This window comes from Pseudomonas sp. G11 (assembly GCF_029457515.1).
GTDB classification, from domain to species: Bacteria; Pseudomonadota; Gammaproteobacteria; order Pseudomonadales; family Pseudomonadaceae; genus Aquipseudomonas; species Aquipseudomonas gorinensis.
Window position 1 is genome coordinate 5,917,664 of the sequence record NZ_CP120377.1, and the last position, 23,327, is coordinate 5,940,990.

A 23,327-nucleotide genomic window follows, 5' to 3' on the forward strand; every position below is an offset into this window, starting at 1 on the left:
AGACCATTGCGCACTCCTCAGGTGTATTGATCCCGGAAGCGAATCCTCACCTTTTGCCCGCTGCCCACTCAGACAGGGTTTTATGATGACTACCAACTCTCGTCCCCTACTGACCTCCCAACATCAAGATCTCTGGCGCAAGCTTGTACCAGCCTTTGACTCTCTAGTGACGCAAGACGATATCCTTCAGCACGAGAGTTTTGTTAAAGCTACCTGCTTACCACGCTCGATGCTGGCCCAGAACCTTCGACTTTGAACGACTGACCAAGGCCATGGAAAACTGCGCACAAACAACCGAACAATCTGCGCGCCCAGAAACATAGACGTTCTGGGAATACATCCTCCGAAGCCCTCCCTTCCCCCACCATCGCTCTACTAGAGATCGGCGATGTCGTCTAAAACGTCATCCGGTAATGGCAACACATCTTTAAATCCACCATCAGTGAACTCATCGTGACGTGCCAATGCACCCAGCAAAGTTGGGCGCCAGTGATTGCGATAGAATTGGCGCCTTTCGTAGCGAGCCTGCAATTCCAGAAAGGATATGACGAAATCTCGCCCACCGACGTTGTGCTGGAGGTGAAGTGCGACGGCATGGCTGGAGATGTAGCTGTTTACTTCCCGCACGTACCGATCATTTAGTTTTAACGAGGTGATCTGTAGACTCAGGCGATTGGCATAGCCTTCAGGCAGCTTTGCATCAACTGAAATGTTGAACGTTACGATCAGCGCGCCGTGTTGAATATCAACGTCAGCCTCAAGAAATTGCTCGTCCGGAATGATGTCGAAATACGCATGAAGAAACCGTGCTGCTTCGTCATCTTGATCTCCAAATCCCGCCAACTTCGTATGATTACAGGCATGGCAAAGAGGGACAAGGTTGCGAGGATATATTGCAAGCGGCTTGAATTTCGAGCGTGGTAAGAAATGGTCTAACTCAACGGGGGGCGTGATACCGCAGATTTCCACTCTTCCAAGGTCTTGTGGTTGCCGCCTTTAGTTTCGACGACTTCACCTGTTTTCGGTTTTTTGTAGATTTTCACCTGATGTGGCTTACGGCTGCTGGACTTGGATTCGGCTGCTGGAGCGCGACGACCAGACTGAGGATCAAGCAGCGCTATCACGTTCGGTAGGCTGTACCCGTACTCAGCGAGCAGAACGCGCAATTTGGTCTCAAATTCGATTTCTTGCTTCAGTCCAGCATCCCCCCTTCAAAGCCTCAAGAGCTTGAAGCTGCTCGGCCAAGTGTTTTTCGAGCTGGCGAAATTTTCGCAAGTTTAGAAATAGATTGCTCCATGTAAAAATTCATACGGGTCAATTTTCTAAGAAAAATCTAATGGAATGTAGCAACTAATTTAAAAAATCATAGAAAATTGACGTAGAAATAAATTCTTCCTTATATTTTTTCGACACCATCGAAACCAATATACCGAAACGCATATCCGATCTCGCTCATCCGATCACAATAGGAAAAAGCCAATTTTCATATACTCAGCAACTGCTGCAAGTCGATACGAGCACGGACTACATCATCCAGTTCTCCTGACTCCAACTGCCTTCGCAGACAATCACGCACCATCCCCAAATAGGGCGCGTCACGTTTGAACATCATGCCTATGCTAAGTATCAGGATACGCAGTTGATTCTGCTTTTCAGAAATATCATCCGCGTTTTTTTTGTTTACCGCTCTTGCCATTTCAACGGACAACAAACTTAGCAACTGTAACTTTAGAGTCAAATCATTAAGTACACGCTTTCGATCTTTAACTAATCCACCTCGCTGTAATGCGTATACCACAATTGACGTTTCAGCTCTCGCATCACCCTGGACTCTAGGAAATATTAGAGCTTCTTCGTCATAGGTGAAATGGATTTCTGGTTGGTCGATACAAGGGTTTAAAAGAAGCCGATAAGGTTCCTCATCGAGAATGTTTCGACCGTGATGACGGACGCGCTCGCGCTCGTCCTGGAGAGGAAACTGAGTATGTTTACCACGTTTGAGGAGCTCTGATTGACCAGGCAATTGATGCTCACGACCTCGATTACAATCCGGACATGAAACCAAAAGATTATGCCAATCACCTGCCAACCAGTAGTACCCAGGCTGTAACTTATCTAAAGTTGGTGTATCGACTTCCGACTTAGGACGAAAATGTTCTATATCCTTTGGAGTGACGTGCCCAAAGTAGCTATCACAATACGCGCACTTGTTCCCAAAGACATCGTGAAGAGCGCCCTTTAGCGCCTTATCCTTATAGACATTGAAGCCAAATGATGACCTGCACAGCTTTTCATTATTTAAATAATTTTCTGGATCTGTAAAGTGTTTAATAGCATCTTCAAGCTCCCGAGCGGCTCTGGTTTTTTTTGCTTCTTTTGGGCCTACGGTCGCTTTATTGTAAACCGCAATAGAGGGCAAAGCCGCATCTCGATTTATATGGATCATTTTTGACCCCTTATATCTGCAATGGCTTCTTCCCAAATTTTACTAATTTCGGAAGTTACCTCCCCTTTTAACTCTGGAATGCGTACCCTTCCCTCTTCCCGGCTTCGAGCAATTACCCTATCAACTGCCTCAAACATCAATTGCTCACGTGCGGTATCTCCAACATACCGGCGCGCCTGCAACTCGCTCTTTAAGGCCTTCAGACGAACATCTTGCTCCTTTGTTCGCTGCGTTAACGCTAACAGGGCATAGTATTCATCGAAAAGCAGCTCAACCTCTGGGTCAACAGTGCTACTAAGTCCAAAAAACTCAGATGTCAAAAGTTGATCAATTCGAAAATCTGATGGCGAAGGTAGACCTGTTACGGGATAGATATGATTAGATTCATCACGCCTCATCACTACTACTTCACCTTTATCCAGTCCACGTAAACAAAGAGGCTCATGGGTAGTAGCAATAAATTGCATGCCTGGGAAGGCTCTACGTAGACTCGCTACAATCTTCATCTTCCATGTAGGGTGAAGGTGCGTGCCAAGTTCGTCGATCAGCACAATACCCTCTGCGTGTTCTGCACGTCCCCACAATCTAGTAGCCACCTCAAGCATATCAACACTCATGGCAACAACGGATTGAAAACCTTCACTCAGGCGTTTGATTGGAACCTTCTCCCCGTGCACTTTTACTACAACTTCACCTCTTTCTCTACCTAGAACTGCCTCATCTTCCAGTGCCAGCAAATCCTTCATCGTGAGTGCAACGGCATCGAACAAAGGTTTCTTAACTTCTTTAAGCCATGTATTGGCATCAAATAGTGGAAGAAAAGGATCAAACAAATTATCGATTCGAGCAAAGCGTTGGCCGTAGTTAATGTCGCTTGAACGTGGGAGCAATCGTGTCGCGCCATAGGCGAGTAGGACAGTTGAGGGCTCCTTACCTGCTTGGTCGCCTACGACTGCACCACCGTCATCAGCCAGAACATCCGTTTCATCATTATGACGATGGAACGTCACCTTTTTGTCAGTAACCGTCATTTTGTGTGGCTGTTGGAATCCCGACAGTTTAATCTCGACGACCGACTTTTTAGCTCTAAAATAAATTAACTCAGAAAGTTGTAACTTTTTCTCCTTCAGAAGGGTAGCCGTATAATTCGCCCCAGCCAGACACAATGTAATTGCTTGAAGGACGGAGCTTTTCCCCGTGCTATTCTCCCCGAGAAGCATCAGCCATCCTGCGTTGGCTCCCTCAGCATCTAAGTCGATAAAAAGCTCTCGTACACCTTTGAAATTCCGAATATAAATTGACTGAATATGTCTTCGCTGAAACTTTGATTTAAATTGACCCTCTTCACTACTTAGAACATATATTGATTGCTGCTCCTCAAAATCCTTAAACTCCTTTTTAACTCTTGCCTTATAAGCCTCACTAAATTTTTCTCCTTGAAAAAACCACTTCCTCATCTCTACTGTAAGTCTTCCATCAAATATCCGATCTAGCTCATTTGCAAGTAACTGACGAACCATGCCGGCATACGCTGAATCTCCATCAGCAAGCCTCCTTATATTTCTGAGCACTTGCTCTGTACTACTTTTTATTGCCTGAGAACCGAGACCTGCCTTTAGAAGTTCAGAAAGATATTCTGTTAAATTTTTTAATTCGCGAGCCGTATTTGCTCGCGCACTTACAAGCTCCATTCTATTAAGCGAGAGAATTGCTATAGTCGCTTGACCTCTATCTGTTCGACTTGCAACCGTTCCCGCCCAATCAAATATCAGGTGTTTATCTGGATCATCATCACAAGGATTAAGAAGCAAAGGACGCTCGCACAATTCTTCACCTGGTGCAAACCCCCGACTCTCCTCATCAATTAATGGAAAGCGATTACTCTTTCCACTAAAATTTGCGCATCTGTCGCAGGCTAATAAGAAATTCTCCCAGTTAGTTGTTAACCACCAATAACCAGGATGATTCGGATTCTCCTTTACTGCACCTTTTGGCCTGTACATTTCAACCTGTGGATGCCCGACAACCCCGAGAGGCGACTCACAATATGCGCACTTGTTTGCAAACAACCTTCCAAGCGCTTCTCGCATCTCAGAATGCCTGTAAACTTTGAACAGGAAACGTTTCTGACTACGCCCACCATCAGCGATGAAGCTTTGAGCCTGCTCTTTTTCTTGGAGTGCAGCTCGCGAGTCTAATATTTTTGGACGCTGCACACTTGAGCGATCTACGTGTATCACTATCAATCACCTTAAATAAATTTTCGAGAAAGATAACGTTTATTTTTGCAGGCGTGCTCAATTCATTCTTTAGCATGCAACTGCGTCGAGATTGATTACCCTGATACACGGCTTTCGACACCCGTTCGCGGAAAGTTTTGCCAAACGGCTCAGAGCTGGTGTAGCGGTAACACCACTACAATCAGCCTCCGATTCACCTCGCCAAGGAACCATCAACCGAGCGCTACAAGATAACCTGACAAAAACGCGAAATCTGCAAACGCATCAAATAGGTCGACAAGATTGCCACAAGGCCTTTTTGCGTGTATCGGTGCGCGATCTGAAGGTACTGATCAGCGATCCCTACAACCCCAAATCGCGGCTCAACTGATCATCTTTCATTTCACCAGTCGCAAGCCCCCGCCTCATAATGTGCAGTTGCAAGTGGTTAAGCAAATGCATGCTCAGACGAGATCTGAGCTCGGCATAACCTGCAGATGGGCCTGCATAGATATCATGACGATTCATCACGTCACGTAGCACCTAACGCCCTCCACGCCAATCACTGATGCCTGCAACCGCACGGTAGGATCGAACCAAGGATATCTTTTGAAACTGACAACCGCCTCTTCAAGCAGTCGCACAAACTCCACCGTGGTACACGTCCGCTGCACCAAGCGCCAAACCTTCAATTCAAGTTCCTTCTTCCATATGCTCATCCATTTCCCATGCGGGCCTCACCAAAATTTAGTTTGTCCGACAAGGGTATTTTTCAAAAAATGACTCGTTGTTTTGAAATCAAACTGGAAAGCAGCGGCTTACGCCGCACTGAGGGCGATTTTGCTATGCCTGTAGGGCTGTCACACATGAGCGTCAGCAGGATACATTGCAAGAAAAGGCCAGAAGCATGAGCACTGCAAAAGCAAAAATCACATCGTTTTGCCAGAAGAATCGGTGAAAGGTGGAGCGCCGACATCGCTGCTTTTCTGTTGCTCTCAAATAATAAAGATCCGTCGCTGAAAAAATTTTTCAAGGGGGGCGAGACGAAATATATTTTCTTCAAGCAAAACCAATCGAAGACGATAAAGCACCTATCAGACTTGCACGCCCGCTGCTTTAGACTTCGAGAATGAAAGCCTCGAACTACCTCATCGCCTACCCCCCGCAAGGAAGCAATACGTGATCAACGTAAACCATCCAACCTTTCGACAGTCAGCAATTAAAGAATTAAAACGGCTCCTGCGCTATTCGCCTAAAATCGCTGCATTTTTGAGTATCGTTGGCGCGGTTTTCACTGTCCTGGGTAAAATTTTGCTGATTTATACAATCCAGGCTTACACAGATGCCATCGGCCGATCTGACCTGATGTCGGAAGCGCTTGTAGCGTCATCGGATCAATTTACGTGGCTGGTCACGCTGGCGGTCGTGGCTGGCGCATATTTCTTTATCCTCATGACAACCAGTATTTTGTTTGGGCTGTCTGTGTCGCTTCTCAAAGACAGCCCAACGACCCAGCCTTACATGGTAAAGCTGTTGTTCTGGCCGGTTTTGCTCGGTATAGCGGCGTTGATGATCGTGATTTTTCAAGGGCCCCGGCTGAGCGACTTTGAAAAACTGGGATGCGTGATGCTCTACATCGCTGTCACAATTTGGGTGCTGCGCAGAAACTCCAAGTTCAGGCTGGCCGTGGACTTATGCGCTACAGCAGCGACGCCTGGAAAAGCAAAAAGCAAGGCAACGCGAGCATTCCTTTTGCTAATGCTGGTGTTCGTTTTGGTATCCAGCGTTGTGTCGGCGGTATATCCCGTGAGCCTCATCCTCAAAGCTTACACAGGTGAAGATTCACCAGAGGCTGTAATCAAGCTAATGATCATATCGATCTTTTCTGCGGGTATGACGCTGATTCCTGTGGTCGTTCTATACGCGAGCAAGGCCGATACGTTCAAAAGGATAATGCAATGCGCATCGGCGGCGGTGGTGACACTGGTAATCGTCATTGGAGTTTCACCCGGAGGCTCATTAACCATCGTCAATGCAGCCGCATCCATTATGAAAGTCCGCGACCCATCCGAAGCAAAGTTTCGGCTGACTGAAAATTACACAAAGGAAATCTTCAATGCCGAAATGTGGGGCCCGATAGAGCTCTTACACGATGAACCAATCATCTCAGCATTTCCGCTTTTTTCTTTTGGGGATGTGCTGCTGCTTTGTCCGATCAAGCTCATAAAAACGGAGCTTAAGGACTGGCCTGAAAAGTCGGCATACTGTGTTGTTACCAAAAAAAGCACGGCGATTCGCATGCCGCGAAAACCTGAAGTGGCAGCGCAACAGTCGAATGAGATCGAGCAGCAAAAACCTAGCGCTTAAGGAGGGCAACACGAGATACCCTCGTAAATGAGCCCAACCCACCGTGCAAGCCGACAGGCATAACTGTCTTTTCACTTGCAGACCGTCTTTCCTGTCGTCTGGCGAGCCGAAACGAAATTCGCTTTTGGGTCGATTGCTGTCCATCGCAAGCACCTATCGGCCAGAAGCGGATGATCATCTCAGGCCATTATTCAGTTGTGTATAGCTCCGTAGCTACCCGGCTATGGCACCGTGTGCCAAACAGCAGAAGAACCTTCGGTATGCTTCAAAGGAAGAGGCAGCCAACTTACGCGTGGAGTGGCGGAAAGTGACCCCAATTGAGTGACTGGTCTGCCGGAAGCAAAATCCGATACAAATGGCTGATCAAGTCTAGTGCAAACGAGTGAGCCAATCTTTGCAACTCCCAGCTGCTAGCGTACCTGGAAGTAGATCAATCACATCAACTTCCAACGACGAAACGTATCTTCCAGACGACTCAACGGAATCATTGGCGAGCGCAAAGCTACCTGGGGGATCCCTAGATCCAGTAGCAAATCCGGCAACGCCAGCAGCAACCGAGCATCCGTCTGTAAGCGATCGAACAACCATTGCGGATCTGCCCTATGCGCGAAGCGAGCACACACAGCCTCCCAATCGACCGAACCTAATCGTTCTATCTGTGCTGACCACCGGGTGATCCGCACTATGCCTTCAACATCCAGCAACATGGGTGCAAGATCGTAAACCGGTGCAAAGCTCACTCGCTCCTTGCCCCGAAGGATCGAGAGATTTCCGCCGTGATTGTCGGTGTTCCCGACGATCTGATTGATCAAATCCCGACGCAAGTATTCGCTAAGCATGTCCGGTATTTCAGACTCTTGGCCGGCAGCAATCCATGTTTCCGCTAGCCGATCCACGACGTCGAAATGATTCAAAAAACCACCTCGATTGCTGACGCCACATAATGAGTACATCGACTCCACTGCGATGCGCTCCACCCCGTCCGGAGTGACTGTACGATCGAATCTTTGCATCCAAATGCTCGGCATCTTCGCTGCTTCGTGGGACAGGCCATCGGCGGCGATCGTGTCGATCCCCAGCTCGCCCAGCGCGCGGTAAAAGCAGTATTCGCTATGCAGGATGTCGCGATCTAATTGAGTTGTGTTGTTACGCGGGAACTTAACAAACCAATGCCGACACACATCAGCGTCGCGTAGCGCCCCGTCAGGATAAAGCTGCCCCCAAGCATCTTCGACCATCAGCATTTTTGAAGCTTCGCCGCCGACGCCAAGGGCACCGCTTATCACCATTCCCGATTCCATGGCCTGGTCGAGAATGCCCATACCTTCCTGAATAACCTCGTCTCGGTTAAACCCACCAGTCAATTTCTGAGCGGAACACAGCGTTCCAGCGGCACTTTTTATACGCATATGACCAATGGGAGCAGTAGCGCATTGCTGCAGTAGAAAGAGATCAATCGACATCCCAGGTGGTACTACCACTCTCGACAACAAGTGCCGACGTCCGGCACCGGCCGGAATGATATCGTGCAGAAAAGCGGGAGCAGGCTCACGCCGAATGTCCCATTCCAGGGGTAAGTTCGCACTGACGGCAGGCGCTTTGACCGTACCCAATTGAAAGAACTGATCCACAAGGTATTCGGGCACATAGTTGATGTTGCACCGACTTCGCAGGCTATCTCTAGGTGAATCGAAGCTGACCACCAATGCATCGCGCCAGCAGCCATTCGAGTGAATTTGAAGAGTGATGGATTCCATACGTCTCGGCGAATTACCGAAGCCTCACTGTGCATTGATCAATCTGATTCCGAAGAGCTTCTGGGCTGTTGTCCGAGCAGCTGGACAGCGGGGAATAATTTCTCGATCAGCGTCGCTGAATCACTCCAACCGAGCAAAGCACTCCGCCCAACCATGAAGCTTTTCCCAATCTCGCAACTACCTGACGAGCCGTGACAAACTTTTATGCAACGCTGCGACAGCAGGCACACTCACGTGCTTTCTTGCACCACGGCCAGCCAGGATGTACAGCTTGTCTTTGCTTTCAAAAAAGCATCCGTGGAAGTCTTTCTGATAGCCAGTGACGAAACCATCGCTAGCGGGGACGCTGGCATCACTGTCGTACACAGCATGGCTGATGAAAAGTACAGTGGGCTGAAGTCCCTGCTTCCTCACTTCACGCTCCTGGGCCTCGGCGAGCATGACGTCGAGTAGCATCCAATTCCGGACAATGCAAAATGGCTGCCCCTCGAACTCCTCACGCGCCAGTTGAATGAGCTCACCGTCTTCAAGCTGAGAGCCACCGAGCATCTGGGTGGGGCCATACAGCACATCTTCAATCAAATCTGCTTGCACACTGTTGCCTTGTTTTCTAAAGACTTTCAAAGCGACACAGTTCCTGACATCTAGAAGCCGTGCATCGTGGGAGTTGGGTAGCCTTGGATGCCGATTGAAAAGCCTATAATTCGCTAGTGGATCATATTGATCTCGGGCATAGCGCCGTTCTCATGCCACCAGTGACAAACAACGTATCGGCTTCCGTTGTGAGTTTCACAAAGCTGATATCCCATAAGTTCGAACACCTTTACGAGCCTCGAAGTACGGATCGTTTTTCCATCCTCAAACCGCCCGCGTGTTTCAGAAAAAACCACTCCGATCATGCAGGGAGGCTGGAATTCGGCGCAGCACAGGTAGCCTGTCACTTGGCCGCCGAAATCAATTCTCTTGGCGTCCAAAACGCATGCTGGTAGAGCCATTTCTTTCTTTTCCTAAGCCTCTTTTATCGACCACGAGAAACCCACAAAGCACCTCAATGAACTCGATCGAAACGATCTAAAGCACCGTTCTGAAAAAGCCAGTGGGCAACGACAAAAATCCCACCATCGATTGTCGTAAAAACGTCGTAGCCTGCACGCTGGCTTCGATCTACAACGGGTAGTGCATGTATGGGTAAACCTTCCGGGTACCTTTGCGCTGGGTCACAGAACAGAAGACCTGTAATTTTTGGAGGGCGCTCCAGAGCGCACAAAAGGTACCCAACAACGTCTGGATCCGCGATTGCAAGCCGTGCTCTCTCAATGACCGTTGGATACCTGTGAAACCTGAAGTCGGACAATTTTGCTCCGTACGTTTTGATCCAGTACATCCTGCCCCTCCTCCATCACCGATCAGATTTCTATCGTGAAACCCGAGATGAAGCCTGTTTCTTCTTGGGGATAACCACGCGGATTTGAGATGAGCCGGCATCCGCCTAACTCCGTATCCACGGCACGATGTGTATGTCCAAAAATCCAAACGTCCACCATCGGCAAAAGTGCATTCCACCGGTTTGTATAGGCCGCACTCAAATGGCCGTCATGCTTATCACCTGCGACTTCTGGAACCGGACAATGGTGCGTCACCACGACGGTTTTCCCTTCAAACGGTTCGGCGAGCTCGGCGACCAAAAAATCAAAAGCTTCATGGTTTCGCTCAATCACATCTGCGGGGCGTAGGCGGCAAAAACTCTCTTCCGCTCTGATCACCTGGAAGTCATTCATCCACAGGGCGCAGGTCACCATGGCTTCCACGGCGTCTCCGGTGGAGGAGAAATCCGTCCAGGACGTTGTGACCAAAAACCGCGTTTGGTTGCAAATCCAAACCTGATTTTCCAAAACGTGCACGTGCGGTGCAGCTGACTCTCGCATTTTGCGAAGCGTGTGGTCGAAGTGGCCTTTATAGAACTCGTGATTCCCGCATACGTAAATCACGGGGCAGTTGAAGGTTTCGTTGGCCCATTTCACGCCGCGCGCTTGGACGTCGATGTCACCTGCCAATACGACAATGTCGGCATCTGTGTCAGGCGGCTCGAACAGGGCGAACTCGTTGTGCAGGTCTGAGTAAATCTGGATTTTCATGATCAATCGCCGATTTGAATTGGCTGATACAGGGCGCCTCCCCAACCTTTTTAGAGCTGTAAATCGCACGGTAATCGCGACTATATGGATCAGCCATTAATCGAGAGGAAACGCCATGCCGCCAGCCTGAGCCGAAATCTGCAAACACCAGAAACCGAGTGAGTTTTCGATTTGGCCCTATATTGAATTCAGCATCCTATAGGTCAGGAACTACATTGGTTGGGCGCATAACGGTTGAACACCCCCGACTGAAGCAAGGATGCAAAAGCGATTAAATCCCGCATGAATGAGTATATACATTTGTACGGGACTAGGCAATCGCGGCATATCGTTCTGTTTGAAGGGACTTTCGGCATGACGCTTCGCCAAGCCTTTGCAGTTGCCTTAAAGTTCGTACGCGGGCGCCAAGGCCTATCGCAGCAAAAAATCTCTGGCTCGATGACTGCCTCATACGTCAGCCGATTGGAAGCCGCGCAGTGTTCAGTGACCATTGAGGCGAGCGATGAGCTCGCGAAGGGCTTGAAGTTGCATCCCCTTTCGCTCATAGCTCTAGTCTATGCGGCCGAACAAAATTCGACGGCAGATGAGGTGCTTCTGCGCGTAAGGAGCGAGCTGAAAAGTTTGCAAATGCTCGATGCGCACGTAATCAGTGATGAGATCGCTCATCCGCTTACGGCAAAAGGGAGTGAGACTACGCGCGATGTCCTTGAACTGAAGCAGCAAGGATTGAACCAGAGAGAGGTTGCTAGGAAGCTCGGGATATCCACTTCAACTGTTGGCAGGCACTGGAATAGATCTACGTGATAGAAAAGTATCTACTCCTTAACAGCCTAAAAACTGTTTGAAACGCTCTCATCGAGGAAACATTGAGTGCGCTTTCTAGGTGTCTGTGATCAAGGCCCAAGGTATGACCTGCTTAGAGATGTCCATTTTAGGTTCTAGCTCACACGTCAGAACAATGACAATGCGCTCTGCGTCCCCCCATAGCGTCGCAGTGAGACTGCTGATTGGCACGGTGATGTGCTGGGTTCCTTCTTCACTATGGGCTTCAGGGCGGGACGGGCCTTACTGAGCTCTGCATGAATTTTTCAGCTCACCCACTATGTACCTGGCCGCTAGGCCGTCTCCTAGTCAGCACCGACATCTACGAGCATGGCGTGTATGCGCCCTACTCCCCCGCTGGACTTATATGCTCACCGACGCAAGAAGTCGCACTGTCCATATAAGCCCCCTGTCCATATGGACACCCTCCCATTTTGGCAATCCCTAGCAAAACCAAGCATATCCGCGTTGTCCATACTCCCTCTACTTTGGATTCTCAAGGCACCCTGCTGTCGTTCGTCGCCAGCGTGCAGCTCACCAGCAACGACATGCTGCGGGTGGGCGACTGGATCGAAATGCCGCAGGTCGGTGCCGACGGCGATGTGGTCGATATCACCCTGCACACCGTCAAGGTGCAGAACTTCGACAAAACCATCGTCTCCATCCCCACCTGGCGCCTGATGTCCGAGTCGTTCAAGAACTGGCGCGGCATGCAGGCGTCGGGTGGGCGACGCATCAAGCGCAGCCTGTACATCGATGCCAGCGGTGTGCGGTTCCTGCGCGATGATGAAGAAACGCGCATGACCCAGGTGCATCTGCTCACCGACTACATCAGCCGCAAGCAGGCCGAACTCAAGGCCTGGAACGAAGCCCAGGGCCACAGCGCGCAACTGTCGGCCAACCGTCGCCGCATGACCAACCTCGGCACCTTCCGCGCATATGCCCTGGCCTACCTGAAAAGCCACCCGGACATCCAACCGAACATGACCTGCATGGTGCGCCAGATGCAAACCACCGCCCAGGGTGTGCCGTTGGAAATCTACTGCTTCACCCGCACCACCGCGTGGGCGGATTACGAGCGGATCCAGGGGGATATCTTCGATTACTTGCTGGCGGTGTTGCCGGAATTTGGATTGAGTCTCTATCAACAACCCAGCGGGAATGACTTGCGTGCCGGGGTGTTGCCGGCGGTGTTGGGGGCCAGTCATCTACCCGCCATCGAACAGCATTCGGGTTAACACCGTATCCTCCGCGGGAGTTTCTGACTTAGCGCTGCCGCGCAGCAAACTGCCCCACCACCCCCTGTGGCGAGCGGGCTTGTCCCGCGTTGGGCTGCGCAGCAGCCCCAATAAGAACGCTGCAGTGTGCCAGGCAGCTCCCCAGGGCTGTGTTTTGGGGCTGCTGCGCAGCCCAACGCGGGGCAAGCCCGCTCGCCACAACAAGCCCGCTCACCACAACAAGCCTGTTCGCCACAGTTACAGTTCTTCCTTAACTGACTGGCATTGCGGCTCTCCACAACAGCCCGCTCCCCTGAGGGGGTCAGCGTAGCGCTGGCACCTTGCGCGCCCCCAACCGACTGATCCACACCGCCCCCAGAATCACCAGGCCACCCAACGCCAACCGCCCCAGCGGCTCGTGCTGGTTCCAGATCAGCAGGTTCAGCAGCAGCCCCACCGGCACATGCAAATTGTTCATCACCGCCAAGGTGCCCCCGTTGACCAGGCAGGCCCCCTTGTTCCACCAATACATGCCCAAGGCGGTACTGACCAATCCGAGGAACACCAGCACGCCCCATTGCAATGGCGCTTCCGGCAGGAAGTTGGCTTTGCCGAACAACAGGAACGCCGGCAGCACCACCAACAACGCGCCCAGGTAGAAGTAACCGAAGCGTCGATAGTGCGGCAGGTCGCTGGGGTAGCGCGCCACCAGGTGCTTGTACATGACCTGCCCGGCGGCGTAGGTGAAGTTGGCCAGTTGCAGCAACAGGAAGCCCATGAGGAAGTGCGGGGTGATCTGGTCGAAACGGATCACCGCCGCTCCCGTCACCGCCACCAAGGCGGCGATCAGCGCCCAGGGATTGAAGCGGCGGTTGAGCGCGTCTTCGATCAGGGTAACATGCAACGGGGTGAGGATGGTGAATAGCAGCACCTCCGGCACCGTGAGCACACGAAAGCTCAGGTACAGGCACACGTAGGTCACGCCAAACTGCAGCGCGCCAATCACCAGCATGCCGCGCATGAAGGCCGGTTCTACCGCGCGCCAGCGGGTCAACGGGATAAAGACCAGCCCGGCCAGCAGCACACGCACCAGCACCGCGAAGTAGCTGTCGACGTGACCGGCGAGGTATTCGCCGATCAAGCTGAAGGAAAATGCCTGAATCAGGGTGACAACCAGTAGATAGCCCATGCGCGCCTCATTTCGAATGGGCGGGACATTAAAGGTTTTCGGCGTTTGACGAAACTCGGGGCAAAAAAAACCCGACCTCGCTATAGCGTCAGTCGGGCAGGAGCACTCAGGAGCAACAAGTGCAAAGGGAGGTTCTTACGCGTACTTGAAGGGTTTGCGTGGAGCGATATAAACACCGCGCGATTATCTGGCGATTAAAGGATCAAGCCACCTGCGCCAGCAGCGCCTTGGCGTGGTTGATGCCCTTTTCCTGGAAGTCACTGCTCAGGTTCACGCCTTCGGCATGAATGAAGGTGACGTCATGGATCCCGATAAAAGCCATGACCTGGCGCAGGTAGGGTTCCTGGTGATCGGAGCTGGCGCCGGCATGGATACCGCCGCGCGCGGTCAACACGATGGCGCGTTTACCGGTGAGCAGGCCTTGGGGCCCCGTGGCGGTGTACTTGAAGGTCACACCCGCACGCAACACGTGGTCCAGCCAGGCTTTGAGGGTGCTGGGGATGGCAAAGTTGTACATCGGTGCCGCCATCACCAGCACGTCGGCGGCAAGCAGTTCATCGGTCAATTCGTTGGAACGGTCGAGGGAGGCCTGTTCGCTGGGGTTGCGCTGGTCGGCAGGTTTCATCCAACCGCCGAGCAGGTTGGCGTCCAGGTGCGGCACCGGGTCAAGGGCGACGTCACGCACCGTGATCTGATCTGCCGGATGGGTGGCCTGCCATTGGCTGATGAACTGTTGGGTCAGTTGCCGGGAAATCGAATCCTGTTGGCGGGCGCTGCTTTCGATGATCAGAACATTGGACATGGCTTCGTAGGCTCCATCTGCATTTGCTGTAAGGCGATGGAGTGAAGAGTAGACAGAGCCAATTCGATAAAAAAGCGCAAAAAACTGCTATAAACCATCTAGAAATTTGTTTATAAGCGGAGTATTCCTGTCGGGACGCTCCGCTGCTGCTTTATTTCGGGGCGCAGGCCAGGGCGATCCGCATTTTGATGATCGCGCGGTTGAACTTGACGGTGGTGTTGGTGCTTTTACCCGCTGGTACCGTGACCGTGCGTCGACGGGGTGATTCCGGACCGTTGGTAAAGGTGACCGAACACACGGCGTCCTTCGTGCCGTAGTTATTCAATTGAATCGAGCTGATGTCGCCGTCCACATCGGAGGCGGTGTAATCGATGCTCACGCCGTCGATTTTTTTAGTCACGTCGATGGGGTAGGCAAAGGCACTCATCGGCAACAGCGCCAGCAACACACAACAGAATTTTCTCATTCGGCAGTCTCCAATAAGGACCGCCAGCTTAGGACAAGAGGAGCTCATCTTGAAAGCGCCCCGCGTTACCCTTGATCAATGGCGCACGCTGCAAGCCGTGGTCGACCATGGCGGCTTCGCCCAGGCGGCTGAAGCGCTGCACCGTTCGCAGTCCTCGGTGAGCTACACCGTGGCCCGCATGCAAGACCAACTCGGCGTTCCGATGTTGCGCATCGACGGGCGCAAGGCGGTGCTGACCGAGGCCGGTGAAGTGCTGTTGCGCCGCTCCCGGCAACTGGTGAAAAACGCCAGTCAACTGGAAGACCTGGCCCACCATATGGAACAGGGCTGGGAGGCCGAAGTGCGCCTGGTGGTCGATGCCGCCTACCCGAATGCGCGCCTGGTGCGTGCCTTGACGGCCTTTATGCCGCAAAGCCGCGGTTGTCGCGTGCGCTTGCGTGAGGAGGTGCTGTCGGGTGTCGAAGAGCTGTTGATGGAAGGCGTGGCCGACCTGGCGATCAGCAGTTTCAGCATTCCCGGCTACCTGGGCACGGAAATGAGCGATGTGGAGTTCATCGCCGTGGCCCATCCCGAGCATGCCTTGCACCGCATGAACCGCGAGTTGAGCTTCCAGGACCTGGAAAGCCAGATGCAGGTGGTGATCCGCGATTCAGGTCGCCAGCAGCCGCGCGATGTGGGCTGGCTTGGCGCCGAGCAGCGCTGGACCGTCGGCAGCCTGGCCACCGCCGCCGCCTTTGTCGGCAGCGGCCTGGGCTTTGCCTGGCTGCCCCGGCACATGATCGAACGCGAACTCGCCGAAGGCGTGCTCAAGCAGCTACCCTTGGAACAGGGCGGCAGCCGCCATCCGACGTTCTACCTGTATTCAAACAAGGACAAACCCTTGGGCCCAGCCACGCAGATCCTGGTGGAGCTGCTGCGCACGTTCGACACGGCCCCCTTGGACGCCCCTTTCGCCGCCCCGCAGCAAGCCTGAAACGGAGTTCAAGCATGGCCTGGTTCGACCACGAAGGCTGCAACCTGCATTACGAGGAATACGGTCACGGCACGCCGCTGATCCTGATCCATGGCCTGGGCTCCAGCAGCCAGGATTGGGAGCTGCAGATCCCGGTGCTGGCCAGGCATTACCGCTTGATCGTGGTGGATGTACGCGGCCATGGGCGCTCCGACAAACCTCGAGAGCGCTACAGTATCCAGGGCTTTACCTTCGACCTGCTCGCCCTGATCGAACACCTGGACCTGCCGCCCGCCCATGTGGTGGGCTTGTCCATGGGGGGGATGATCGCCTTCCAGCTGGCGGTGGACGAGCCCGGCCTGGTCAAGAGCCTGTGCATCGTCAACAGCGCGCCCGAGGTCAAGGTTCGCAGTGCCGATGATTACTGGCAGTGGGCCAAGCGCTGGACCCTCGCGCGCGTGCTCAGCCTGGCCACGATCGGCAAAGCTCTCGGCGACCGACTGTTCCCCAAACCGCACCAGGCCGACCTGCGCCGCAAGATGGCCGAACGCTGGGCAAAAAACGACAAACGTGCTTATCTCGCCAGCTTCGACGCGATTGTGGGCTGGGGCGTACAGGAACGACTTTCGAGGATTACCTGTCCAACCCTGGTCATCAGCGCCGACCACGACTACACCCCCGTGGCGCAGAAAGAAATCTATGTAAAACTGCTGCCCGATGCGCGGCTGGTGGTGATCGAGGATTCCCGCCATGCCACGCCCTTGGACCAACCCGAAGTCTTTAACGCTACGTTGCTCGATTTTCTAAAGACAGTCGAAACCACTACCCAGGATCACTGACCCATGCTGAAAAAAATCGCCTTCTTCGCCGGTTCCGTATTGTTCGCTGCCAACCTGATGGCGGCCGAGCCTGCCAAGGCGCCGCACGTACTGATCACCACCACCAATGGCGACATTGAAATCGAACTGGACCCGGTCAAGGCGCCGATCAGTACCAAAAACTTCCTGGCCTACGTCGACAAGGGCTTCTACACCAACACGATTTTCCACCGCGTGATCCCGGGCTTCATGGTCCAGGGCGGCGGGTTCACCCAGCAGATGTCGCAAAAACCGACCGAAGCGCCGATCAAGAACGAAGCCAGCAATGGCTTGCACAACGTACGTGGCACCTTGTCCATGGCGCGCACCAACGATCCGAACTCGGCCACCAGCCAATTCTTCATCAACGTCGCCGACAATGCCTTCCTCGATCCAGGTCGCGACGCCGGTTATGCCGTGTTCGCCAAGGTAGTCAAGGGCATGGACGTGGTCGACATCATCGTCAACTCGCAGACCACCACCAAGCAAGGCATGCAGAACGTGCCTATCGATCCTGTCCTGATCAAGTCGGCCAAGCGCATCGACTGAGGTCTGCAGGTAGTTCCGTGCGGCGCCCACCAGGCACCGCACGCATTTGAACAGGAGAGCCCGCCAGGCGGGCGTCAACCCTAATGCTCTATCGTCGTTTTGAACAACTGATCGACATCTTCCGCGAAGCCCCCAGCGCGGCCCCTCCCGATAAAGTCCTGCCCTTCTATCTCTATTACCTGCGCCAGGTGTGGCCGAGTTTTGCCGCGCTGCTGGTGGTGGGCCTGATCGGTGCGCTGATCGAGGTCGCGCTGTTCAGCTACCTGAGCCGCATTATCGACCTGGCCCAGGGGACGCCCCCGGCGAACTTCTTCCAGTTGCACAGCACCGAACTGATCTGGATGGCCGTGGTGGCCCTGCTGCTGCGCCCGATCTTCGGTGCCCTGCATGACCTGCTGGTGCACCAGACCATCAGCCCCGGCATGACCAGCCTGATCCGCTGGCAGAACCACAGCTACGTGCTCAAGCAGAGCCTGAATTTCTTCCAGAACGACTTCGCCGGGCGTATTGCCCAGCGCATCATGCAGACCGGCAACTCCCTGCGCGACTCCGCTGTCGCGGCGGTGGATGCGATCTGGCACGTGGCGATCTATGCGATCAGCTCGCTGGTGTTGTTTGCCGAAGCCGACTGGCGCCTGATGATCCCGCTGGTGACCTGGATCGTCTGCTACAGCCTGGCGCTGCGCTACTTCGTGCCCAGGGTGAAAGAGCGCTCGGTGATTTCCTCCGAGGCGCGCTCCAAATTGATGGGCCGGATTGTCGACGGCTACACCAACATCACCACCTTGAAGCTGTTTGCTCACACCCATTACGAGCAGCAATACGCCAAGGAAGCGCTCATCGAGCAGACCGAAAAAACCCAACTGGCCAGCCGCGTGGTGACCAGCATGGACGTGGTGATCACCACCATGAATGGCCTGCTGATCGTCACCACCACTGGCCTGGCCCTGTGGTTGTGGACCCACTCGCTGATTTCCGTAGGCGCGATTGCGCTGGCGACCGGTCTGGTGATTCGTATCGTCAACATGTCCGGCTGGATCATGTGGGTGGTCAACGGCATCTTCGAAAACATCGGCATGGTGCAGGACGGCTTGAAAACCATCGCCCAGCCACTGGCGGTAATCGACCGCGAAAACGCCCCGCGCCTGAGCGTCCCCCATGGGGAAGTGCGCTTCGAGCAGGTGGATTTTCACTATGGCAAGAAGAGCGGGATCATTGGCGGCCTGAACCTGACCATCAAGGCCGGGGAAAAAATCGGCCTGATCGGCCCGTCCGGCGCGGGCAAATCGACCCTGGTCAACCTGCTGCTGCGCCTCTACGACCTGCAGGGCGGGCGCATCCTGATCGACGGCCAGGACATCGCCGAGGTTGCCCAGGAATCCCTGCGCGAACAGATCGGCATGATCACCCAGGACACCTCGCTGCTGCACCGCTCGATCCGCGACAACCTGCTGTATGGCAAACCGGATGCGACCGATGAAGAACTCTGGGCCGCCGTGCACAAGGCGCGCGCCGATGAGTTCATCCCGCTGCTGTCGGATGCCGAAGGACGTACCGGGCTGGATGCACACGTGGGTGAGCGCGGGGTCAAACTCTCCGGCGGCCAACGGCAACGGATTGCCATCGCCCGCGTACTGCTCAAGGACGCGCCGATCCTGATCATGGACGAAGCCACGTCGGCGCTGGACTCGGAAGTGGAAGCCGCCATCCAGGAAAGCCTGGAGACCCTGATGCAAGGCAAGACGGTGATTGCGATTGCGCACCGATTGTCGACCATCGCACGCATGGATCGCCTGGTGGTGCTGGAGAAGGGCCAGATCGCCGAGAGCGGCAGCCATGCCGAGCTGCTGGCCCATGGCGGGCTGTATGCGCGGTTGTGGCAACACCAGACTGGCGGGTTTGTCGGTATCGATTGAAAACTGCCGGGCCTACGCAACTCAAAATGTGAGAGGGAGGGAGCTTGCTCCCTCCCCCATGAGTACCCTGGATTTGTGCCGGAACCGTGCTGTACTCAGTGCAGTGCCCAGGCGGGCGCTGAAGTAAATCCGCAGGGAGCATCACTGATTTACTGATTCGGTAGAGCGATCTATCAAGGACGGGTTGCATGTCTTTGTTCAAGCGTTCAGTCACAGAAGGGTTGGGCACGTTTTGGCTGGTGTTGGGCGGTTGCGGGAGTGCGGTGTTGGCCGCGGCGTTTCCCGCCGTCGGCATCGGGTTGTTGGGTGTAGCCCTGGCGTTCGGGCTCACGGTGCTGACCATGGCCGTCGCCATCGGACACATCAGCGGTTGTCACCTGAACCCGGCGGTATCGGTGGGGCTGGTGGTGGGCGGGCGGTTTCCGGCCAGGGAGTTACCGGCCTATATCGTGGCCCAGGTAATTGGCGGCACGGTCGCTGCAGCGCTGCTGTACTTCATCGCCAGCGGCAAGCCAGGGTTTGAACTGGCGTCGGGCCTGGCCTCCAACGGCTATGCCGAACATTCGCCGGGGGGCTACTCATTGGCTGCGGGGTTTGTCTGTGAGTTAGTGATGACGACGATGTTCGTGCTGATCATCCTTGGCGCCACCGACCCTCGTGCCCCGAAGGGCCTCGCGCCGATCGCCATCGGCCTGGCCCTGACCTTGATCCACCTGATCTCCATCCCCGTGACCAACACCTCGGTCAACCCGGCCCGCAGTACGGGCCCGGCGCTGATCGTGGGCGGGTGGGCGATCCAGCAGTTGTGGATGTTCTGGCTCGCGCCGATTCTCGGCGCGGTGGTCGGCGGTTTTACCTATCGATGGCTGGGCAAAGAGGAGCCGGCCTGAGGCCGCGCGGGTTCAGCCCTGCCGGTAAGGCAGGGCTGCCCTCGCCTCTTCGGCATACGCCAGGATCCCCACCCGCTCGCGCGCCAGGAAATCCTCAACGGCTTTTTTCAACCCCGGATGACGCAAGTAATGCCATGACCGGGTAATCACCGGCTCAAACCCGCGAATCAACTTGTGCTCGCCCTGGGCGCCGGCGTCGAAACGTTGCAGGCCGTGGGCGATGGCGTAGTCCATGCCCTGGTAGAAACAGGTTTCGAAATGCAGGCGGTCAAACTCCGCCAGGCAGCCCCAGTAGCGGCCGTAGAAACTGTCGCCACCGACCAGGCTGAACGCCATGGCCACCGGGCGGGCGCCTTGCTTGGCCAGCACCACGCGGATAGCTTCGGGCATGCGCTCGGCGAGCAGGCTGAAAAACGCGCGGGTCAGGTACGGCGATTGGCGTCTGACGGCGTAGGTGTTGGCGTAGCAGGCATAGACAAAATCCCATTGCGCTTCGCTCAGTTCATGGCCTTGTAGCCACTCAAATTCAATGCCCTGCCCCGCCACCTGTTCGCGCTCCTTGCGCATCTGTTTGCGCTTGCGTGAACTCAGGGCATCGAGAAAGTCCTGAAAGTCGCGATAGCCACGGTTCTGCCAGTGAAACTGACAACCCAGGCGCTGCATCCAGCCCGGCTGCTGGGCCAGGGCGTCATCGGCCAACGCATCGGTGAAATTGATATGGGCGCCGGAGAGCCCCTCGATTTCCAGGTAGCCCGGCAGGCTTTGGAGCAGTTCAAAAGCGTCGGCGGCATTGGCCGCCAACACGCGCGGTCCGCTGACCGGACTGAACGGTACGGCCGTCAGCAGCTTGGGGTAATAGTCGATACCGGCACGCTCACAGGCATCCGCCCAGCCGTGATCGAACACGTACTCGCCGTAGGAGTGCCATTTGCGATAGCCGGGTAACGCCGCGACCAGCCGATCGCCCTCCCAGTGCAACAGATGCTCCGGTTGCCAGCCGGAATGGGGGCCGACGCTACCGCTGTCCTCCAGCGCACTCAGGAACGCATGACGCACGAACGGTTGGGCGTGCGGCACCAGGGCATCCCAGGTCTGAGGGGCGGTTTCGGACAGGCTTGGCAGGCGTTGCAACGGCATCGGCATCCTCACTACTTCAGGGCGTGAAAGCCTGGCGAGTATCGCTTATCGCCGGACCCAGTACACCCTCAAATCGCCGGACAAGGCTGCATGCCAATAGTTCCTTCTTAAATAATTTGTCATGTAGATGACATTACTTCGCCACTGCGCCGTCATAAACCATCGCGATACTGACGCCTGTTTTTAGAGCGCCTGGTTCTACCGGGCGGCTATTTTTTCCGTCCGTCCTCGGTCGGTTGTGTCCTGGATGGTTTGCCATCCCTCCTCACTTTCGGAGATTGATATGCGTCTTGCTTCCACTAAAACTGCGGCGGTCCTGTGCGGTGGCCTGTTACTGGCCCTGAGCGTTCCTGCCAGCGCCGCAGTCGACGCTAAATTGCTCGACATGCTCAAGGCCAACGGCCAGATCACCGCAGCGCAGTACACCGAACTGCAAGCTGAACTGGCCAAGGATCAGAAAGAAAAGCAGATCGCTCAGCAAGCTCAACAAGAGACCAACGAACAGATCGCGGCCACCGCGAAAAAAACCAACGACCTCAGCGTCTTCGATCAGAAGCTGGCATGGGCCGCGAAGACGCAGTTCAAGGGTGACGTACGTTTCCGCCAGGAGACCGTGAAGATCCAGGGCGAATCCAACAACGGTGGCCGTGACAAGGACCGTCAGCGCATTCGTGCCCGCCTGGGCGCCTACACCGAGATCAACTCCCAGGTCGACACCGGCATCCGTATCGCCACGGGCAGCAGCGACGACGCGCGGTCCACCAACCAGGACCAGGATAACTACTTCGACAAGAAGTCGATCTGGCTGGACCTTGGCTACATCGACTACCACCCCGAGCAGATCAAGAACCTGCACGTGATCGGCGGCAAAATGCTCCAGCCTTGGGTGAACATGGGCGACGTGATCTGGGATAGCGATATCAACCCGGAAGGCCTGGCATTGACCTACAAATACCCACTGGGTAGCAGCGCCGAGCTGTTCGGCAGCATCGGTAACTACAACCTCAAGGACAACGTCGACGGCGACGGCGTGCAATTTCGCCACGACCTGCGCCTGACTTCCGGCCAGTTGGGCACACGCTTCTCGGTGACCGACAACCTGAAAATGACCCTGGGCGGCAGCATCTACGCCTACCAGAACGACGAAAACAGTGCCTGTACCACCACCAGCACACCTTGCGCACTGGCGGTCAACGGCAACTCGCCAAACGAACAATTCCGCCTGTACGAAGGGTTTGCCCAGGCAGACATCGGCGGCCTGGCCGTGCCACTGGCGTTCTACGGCCAGTACGTGAAGAACAACGACGCCTCCAACGACCAGGACACTGCCTGGTTGCTGGGTGCCAAGTCCAAGGTGTTCGGCTTCAACCTGGACTACAACTACCGCGATACGCAACGTAACGCTGTTGTAGGCGCCTTCACCGATTCGGACTTCGGCAACGGCACCACCGGTTCGCGCGGCCACAAGATGAAGGTCAGCTACGACATCGACAAAAACTTCGCCGTCGGCGCCACGTACTTCCTGACCAAGGCTGACTACGCCAGCCGCACTCAGCGCGACGCCAACACCAACACCCTGCAGTTGGATGCTGAAGCCAAGTTCTGA

Annotated in this window: 18 protein-coding genes and 2 pseudogenes; 9 read left to right on the top strand and 11 right to left on the bottom strand. The window is 54.6% G+C overall.

Annotated features, from left to right (window positions below; translation table 11 throughout):
• Positions 1-375: 375 nt before the first annotated feature.
• The 4 genes and pseudogenes from P2T68_RS27135 to P2T68_RS27150 form a co-directional block, all read right to left on the bottom strand.
• Positions 376-969, bottom strand: a complete 594-nt coding sequence (locus P2T68_RS27135) for a hypothetical protein (protein ID WP_277378544.1) — start codon at positions 967-969, stop codon at positions 376-378.
• Positions 933-1,275 (bottom strand): annotated as a pseudogene (locus tag P2T68_RS27140) (histone-like nucleoid-structuring protein, MvaT/MvaU family). The gene P2T68_RS27135 and the pseudogene P2T68_RS27140 overlap by 37 nt, the downstream one beginning before the upstream one ends.
• A 208-nt stretch (positions 1,276-1,483) precedes the next feature.
• The gene (locus P2T68_RS27145) at positions 1,484-2,446 is read right to left on the bottom strand and encodes a hypothetical protein (protein WP_277378545.1); all 963 of its coding nucleotides are present in this window, start codon (positions 2,444-2,446) and stop codon (positions 1,484-1,486) included.
• Positions 2,443-4,686: an AAA family ATPase gene (locus P2T68_RS27150; RefSeq protein WP_277378546.1), complete on the bottom strand. Its 2,244-nt coding sequence runs from the start codon at positions 4,684-4,686 to the stop codon at positions 2,443-2,445. The genes P2T68_RS27145 and P2T68_RS27150 overlap by 4 nt, the downstream gene beginning before the upstream one ends.
• A 1,158-nt stretch (positions 4,687-5,844) precedes the next feature.
• Between P2T68_RS27150 and P2T68_RS27155 the strand changes: the two genes are divergently transcribed.
• Entirely contained in the window at positions 5,845-7,032 is a 1,188-nt protein-coding gene (locus P2T68_RS27155; RefSeq protein ID WP_277378547.1) for a hypothetical protein, read from the top strand.
• A 434-nt stretch (positions 7,033-7,466) separates the two neighbouring features.
• On the opposite strand, the gene P2T68_RS27160 is transcribed toward P2T68_RS27155, so the two are convergent.
• From P2T68_RS27160 to P2T68_RS27170, 3 genes are all read right to left on the bottom strand, one after another.
• A complete protein-coding gene (locus tag P2T68_RS27160) occupies positions 7,467-8,789 on the bottom strand; it encodes a HipA domain-containing protein (RefSeq protein WP_277378548.1) in 1,323 nt (440 codons plus the stop codon).
• A 177-nt stretch (positions 8,790-8,966) separates the two neighbouring features.
• Positions 8,967-9,413, bottom strand: coding sequence for a hypothetical protein (locus tag P2T68_RS27165; protein WP_277378549.1), 447 nt, complete (start codon positions 9,411-9,413; stop codon positions 8,967-8,969).
• A 782-nt stretch (positions 9,414-10,195) separates the two neighbouring features.
• Entirely contained in the window at positions 10,196-10,924 is a 729-nt protein-coding gene (locus P2T68_RS27170) for a metallophosphoesterase family protein (RefSeq protein WP_277378550.1), read from the bottom strand.
• A 354-nt stretch (positions 10,925-11,278) separates the two neighbouring features.
• On the opposite strand from P2T68_RS27170, the gene P2T68_RS27175 reads away from it, so the two are divergent.
• Together P2T68_RS27175 and P2T68_RS27180 are read left to right on the top strand one after the other, a co-directional pair.
• A complete protein-coding gene (locus P2T68_RS27175; RefSeq protein ID WP_277378551.1) occupies positions 11,279-11,728 on the top strand; it encodes a helix-turn-helix domain-containing protein in 450 nt (149 codons plus the stop codon).
• 521 nt (positions 11,729-12,249) lie between these two features.
• Positions 12,250-12,984, top strand: a pseudogene (locus P2T68_RS27180) (mechanosensitive ion channel family protein); the annotation flags it as partial.
• A 301-nt stretch (positions 12,985-13,285) separates the two neighbouring features.
• Here P2T68_RS27180 and P2T68_RS27185 read toward each other — a convergent pair.
• The 3 genes from P2T68_RS27185 to P2T68_RS27195 all read right to left on the bottom strand — a co-directional run bounded on the left by P2T68_RS27185 (position 13,286) and on the right by P2T68_RS27195 (position 15,420).
• The gene (locus P2T68_RS27185) at positions 13,286-14,152 is read right to left on the bottom strand and encodes a carboxylate/amino acid/amine transporter (RefSeq protein WP_277378552.1); all 867 of its coding nucleotides are present in this window, start codon (positions 14,150-14,152) and stop codon (positions 13,286-13,288) included.
• Positions 14,153-14,354: 202 nt separating this feature from the next.
• Positions 14,355-14,954 (bottom strand): FMN-dependent NADH-azoreductase, encoded by a 600-nt coding sequence (locus P2T68_RS27190; protein WP_168232625.1) that lies wholly within the window; start codon positions 14,952-14,954, stop codon positions 14,355-14,357.
• Between the two features lie 151 nt (positions 14,955-15,105).
• Entirely contained in the window at positions 15,106-15,420 is a 315-nt protein-coding gene (locus P2T68_RS27195) for a 3-phosphoglycerate kinase (RefSeq protein ID WP_024076806.1), read from the bottom strand.
• Positions 15,421-15,469: 49 nt separating this feature from the next.
• Between P2T68_RS27195 and P2T68_RS27200 the strand changes: the two genes are divergently transcribed.
• The 5 genes from P2T68_RS27200 to aqpZ all read left to right on the top strand — a co-directional run bounded on the left by P2T68_RS27200 (position 15,470) and on the right by aqpZ (position 20,584).
• Entirely contained in the window at positions 15,470-16,393 is a 924-nt protein-coding gene (locus P2T68_RS27200) for a LysR family transcriptional regulator (RefSeq protein WP_024076807.1), read from the top strand.
• Positions 16,394-16,407: 14 nt separating this feature from the next.
• Positions 16,408-17,211 carry an alpha/beta hydrolase gene (locus P2T68_RS27205; RefSeq protein WP_069076804.1) on the top strand — a complete coding sequence of 268 codons (804 nt, stop codon included), beginning with the start codon at positions 16,408-16,410 and terminating at the stop codon, positions 17,209-17,211.
• Positions 17,212-17,214: 3 nt separating this feature from the next.
• Entirely contained in the window at positions 17,215-17,778 is a 564-nt protein-coding gene (locus P2T68_RS27210; protein WP_003210708.1) for a peptidylprolyl isomerase A, read from the top strand.
• A gap of 83 nt (positions 17,779-17,861) precedes the next feature.
• A complete protein-coding gene (locus P2T68_RS27215) occupies positions 17,862-19,694 on the top strand; it encodes an ABC transporter ATP-binding protein (protein WP_024076809.1) in 1,833 nt (610 codons plus the stop codon).
• 188 nt (positions 19,695-19,882) lie between these two features.
• Positions 19,883-20,584 carry an aquaporin Z gene (aqpZ, locus tag P2T68_RS27220; protein ID WP_024076810.1) on the top strand — a complete coding sequence of 234 codons (702 nt, stop codon included), beginning with the start codon at positions 19,883-19,885 and terminating at the stop codon, positions 20,582-20,584.
• A gap of 12 nt (positions 20,585-20,596) precedes the next feature.
• Here aqpZ and P2T68_RS27225 read toward each other — a convergent pair whose 3' ends face one another.
• Positions 20,597-21,721 carry a GNAT family N-acetyltransferase gene (locus tag P2T68_RS27225; protein WP_024076811.1) on the bottom strand — a complete coding sequence of 375 codons (1,125 nt, stop codon included), beginning with the start codon at positions 21,719-21,721 and terminating at the stop codon, positions 20,597-20,599.
• A gap of 283 nt (positions 21,722-22,004) precedes the next feature.
• Between P2T68_RS27225 and P2T68_RS27230 the strand changes: the two genes are divergently transcribed.
• Positions 22,005-23,327 carry a putative porin gene (locus tag P2T68_RS27230; RefSeq protein WP_024076812.1) on the top strand — a complete coding sequence of 441 codons (1,323 nt, stop codon included), beginning with the start codon at positions 22,005-22,007 and terminating at the stop codon, positions 23,325-23,327.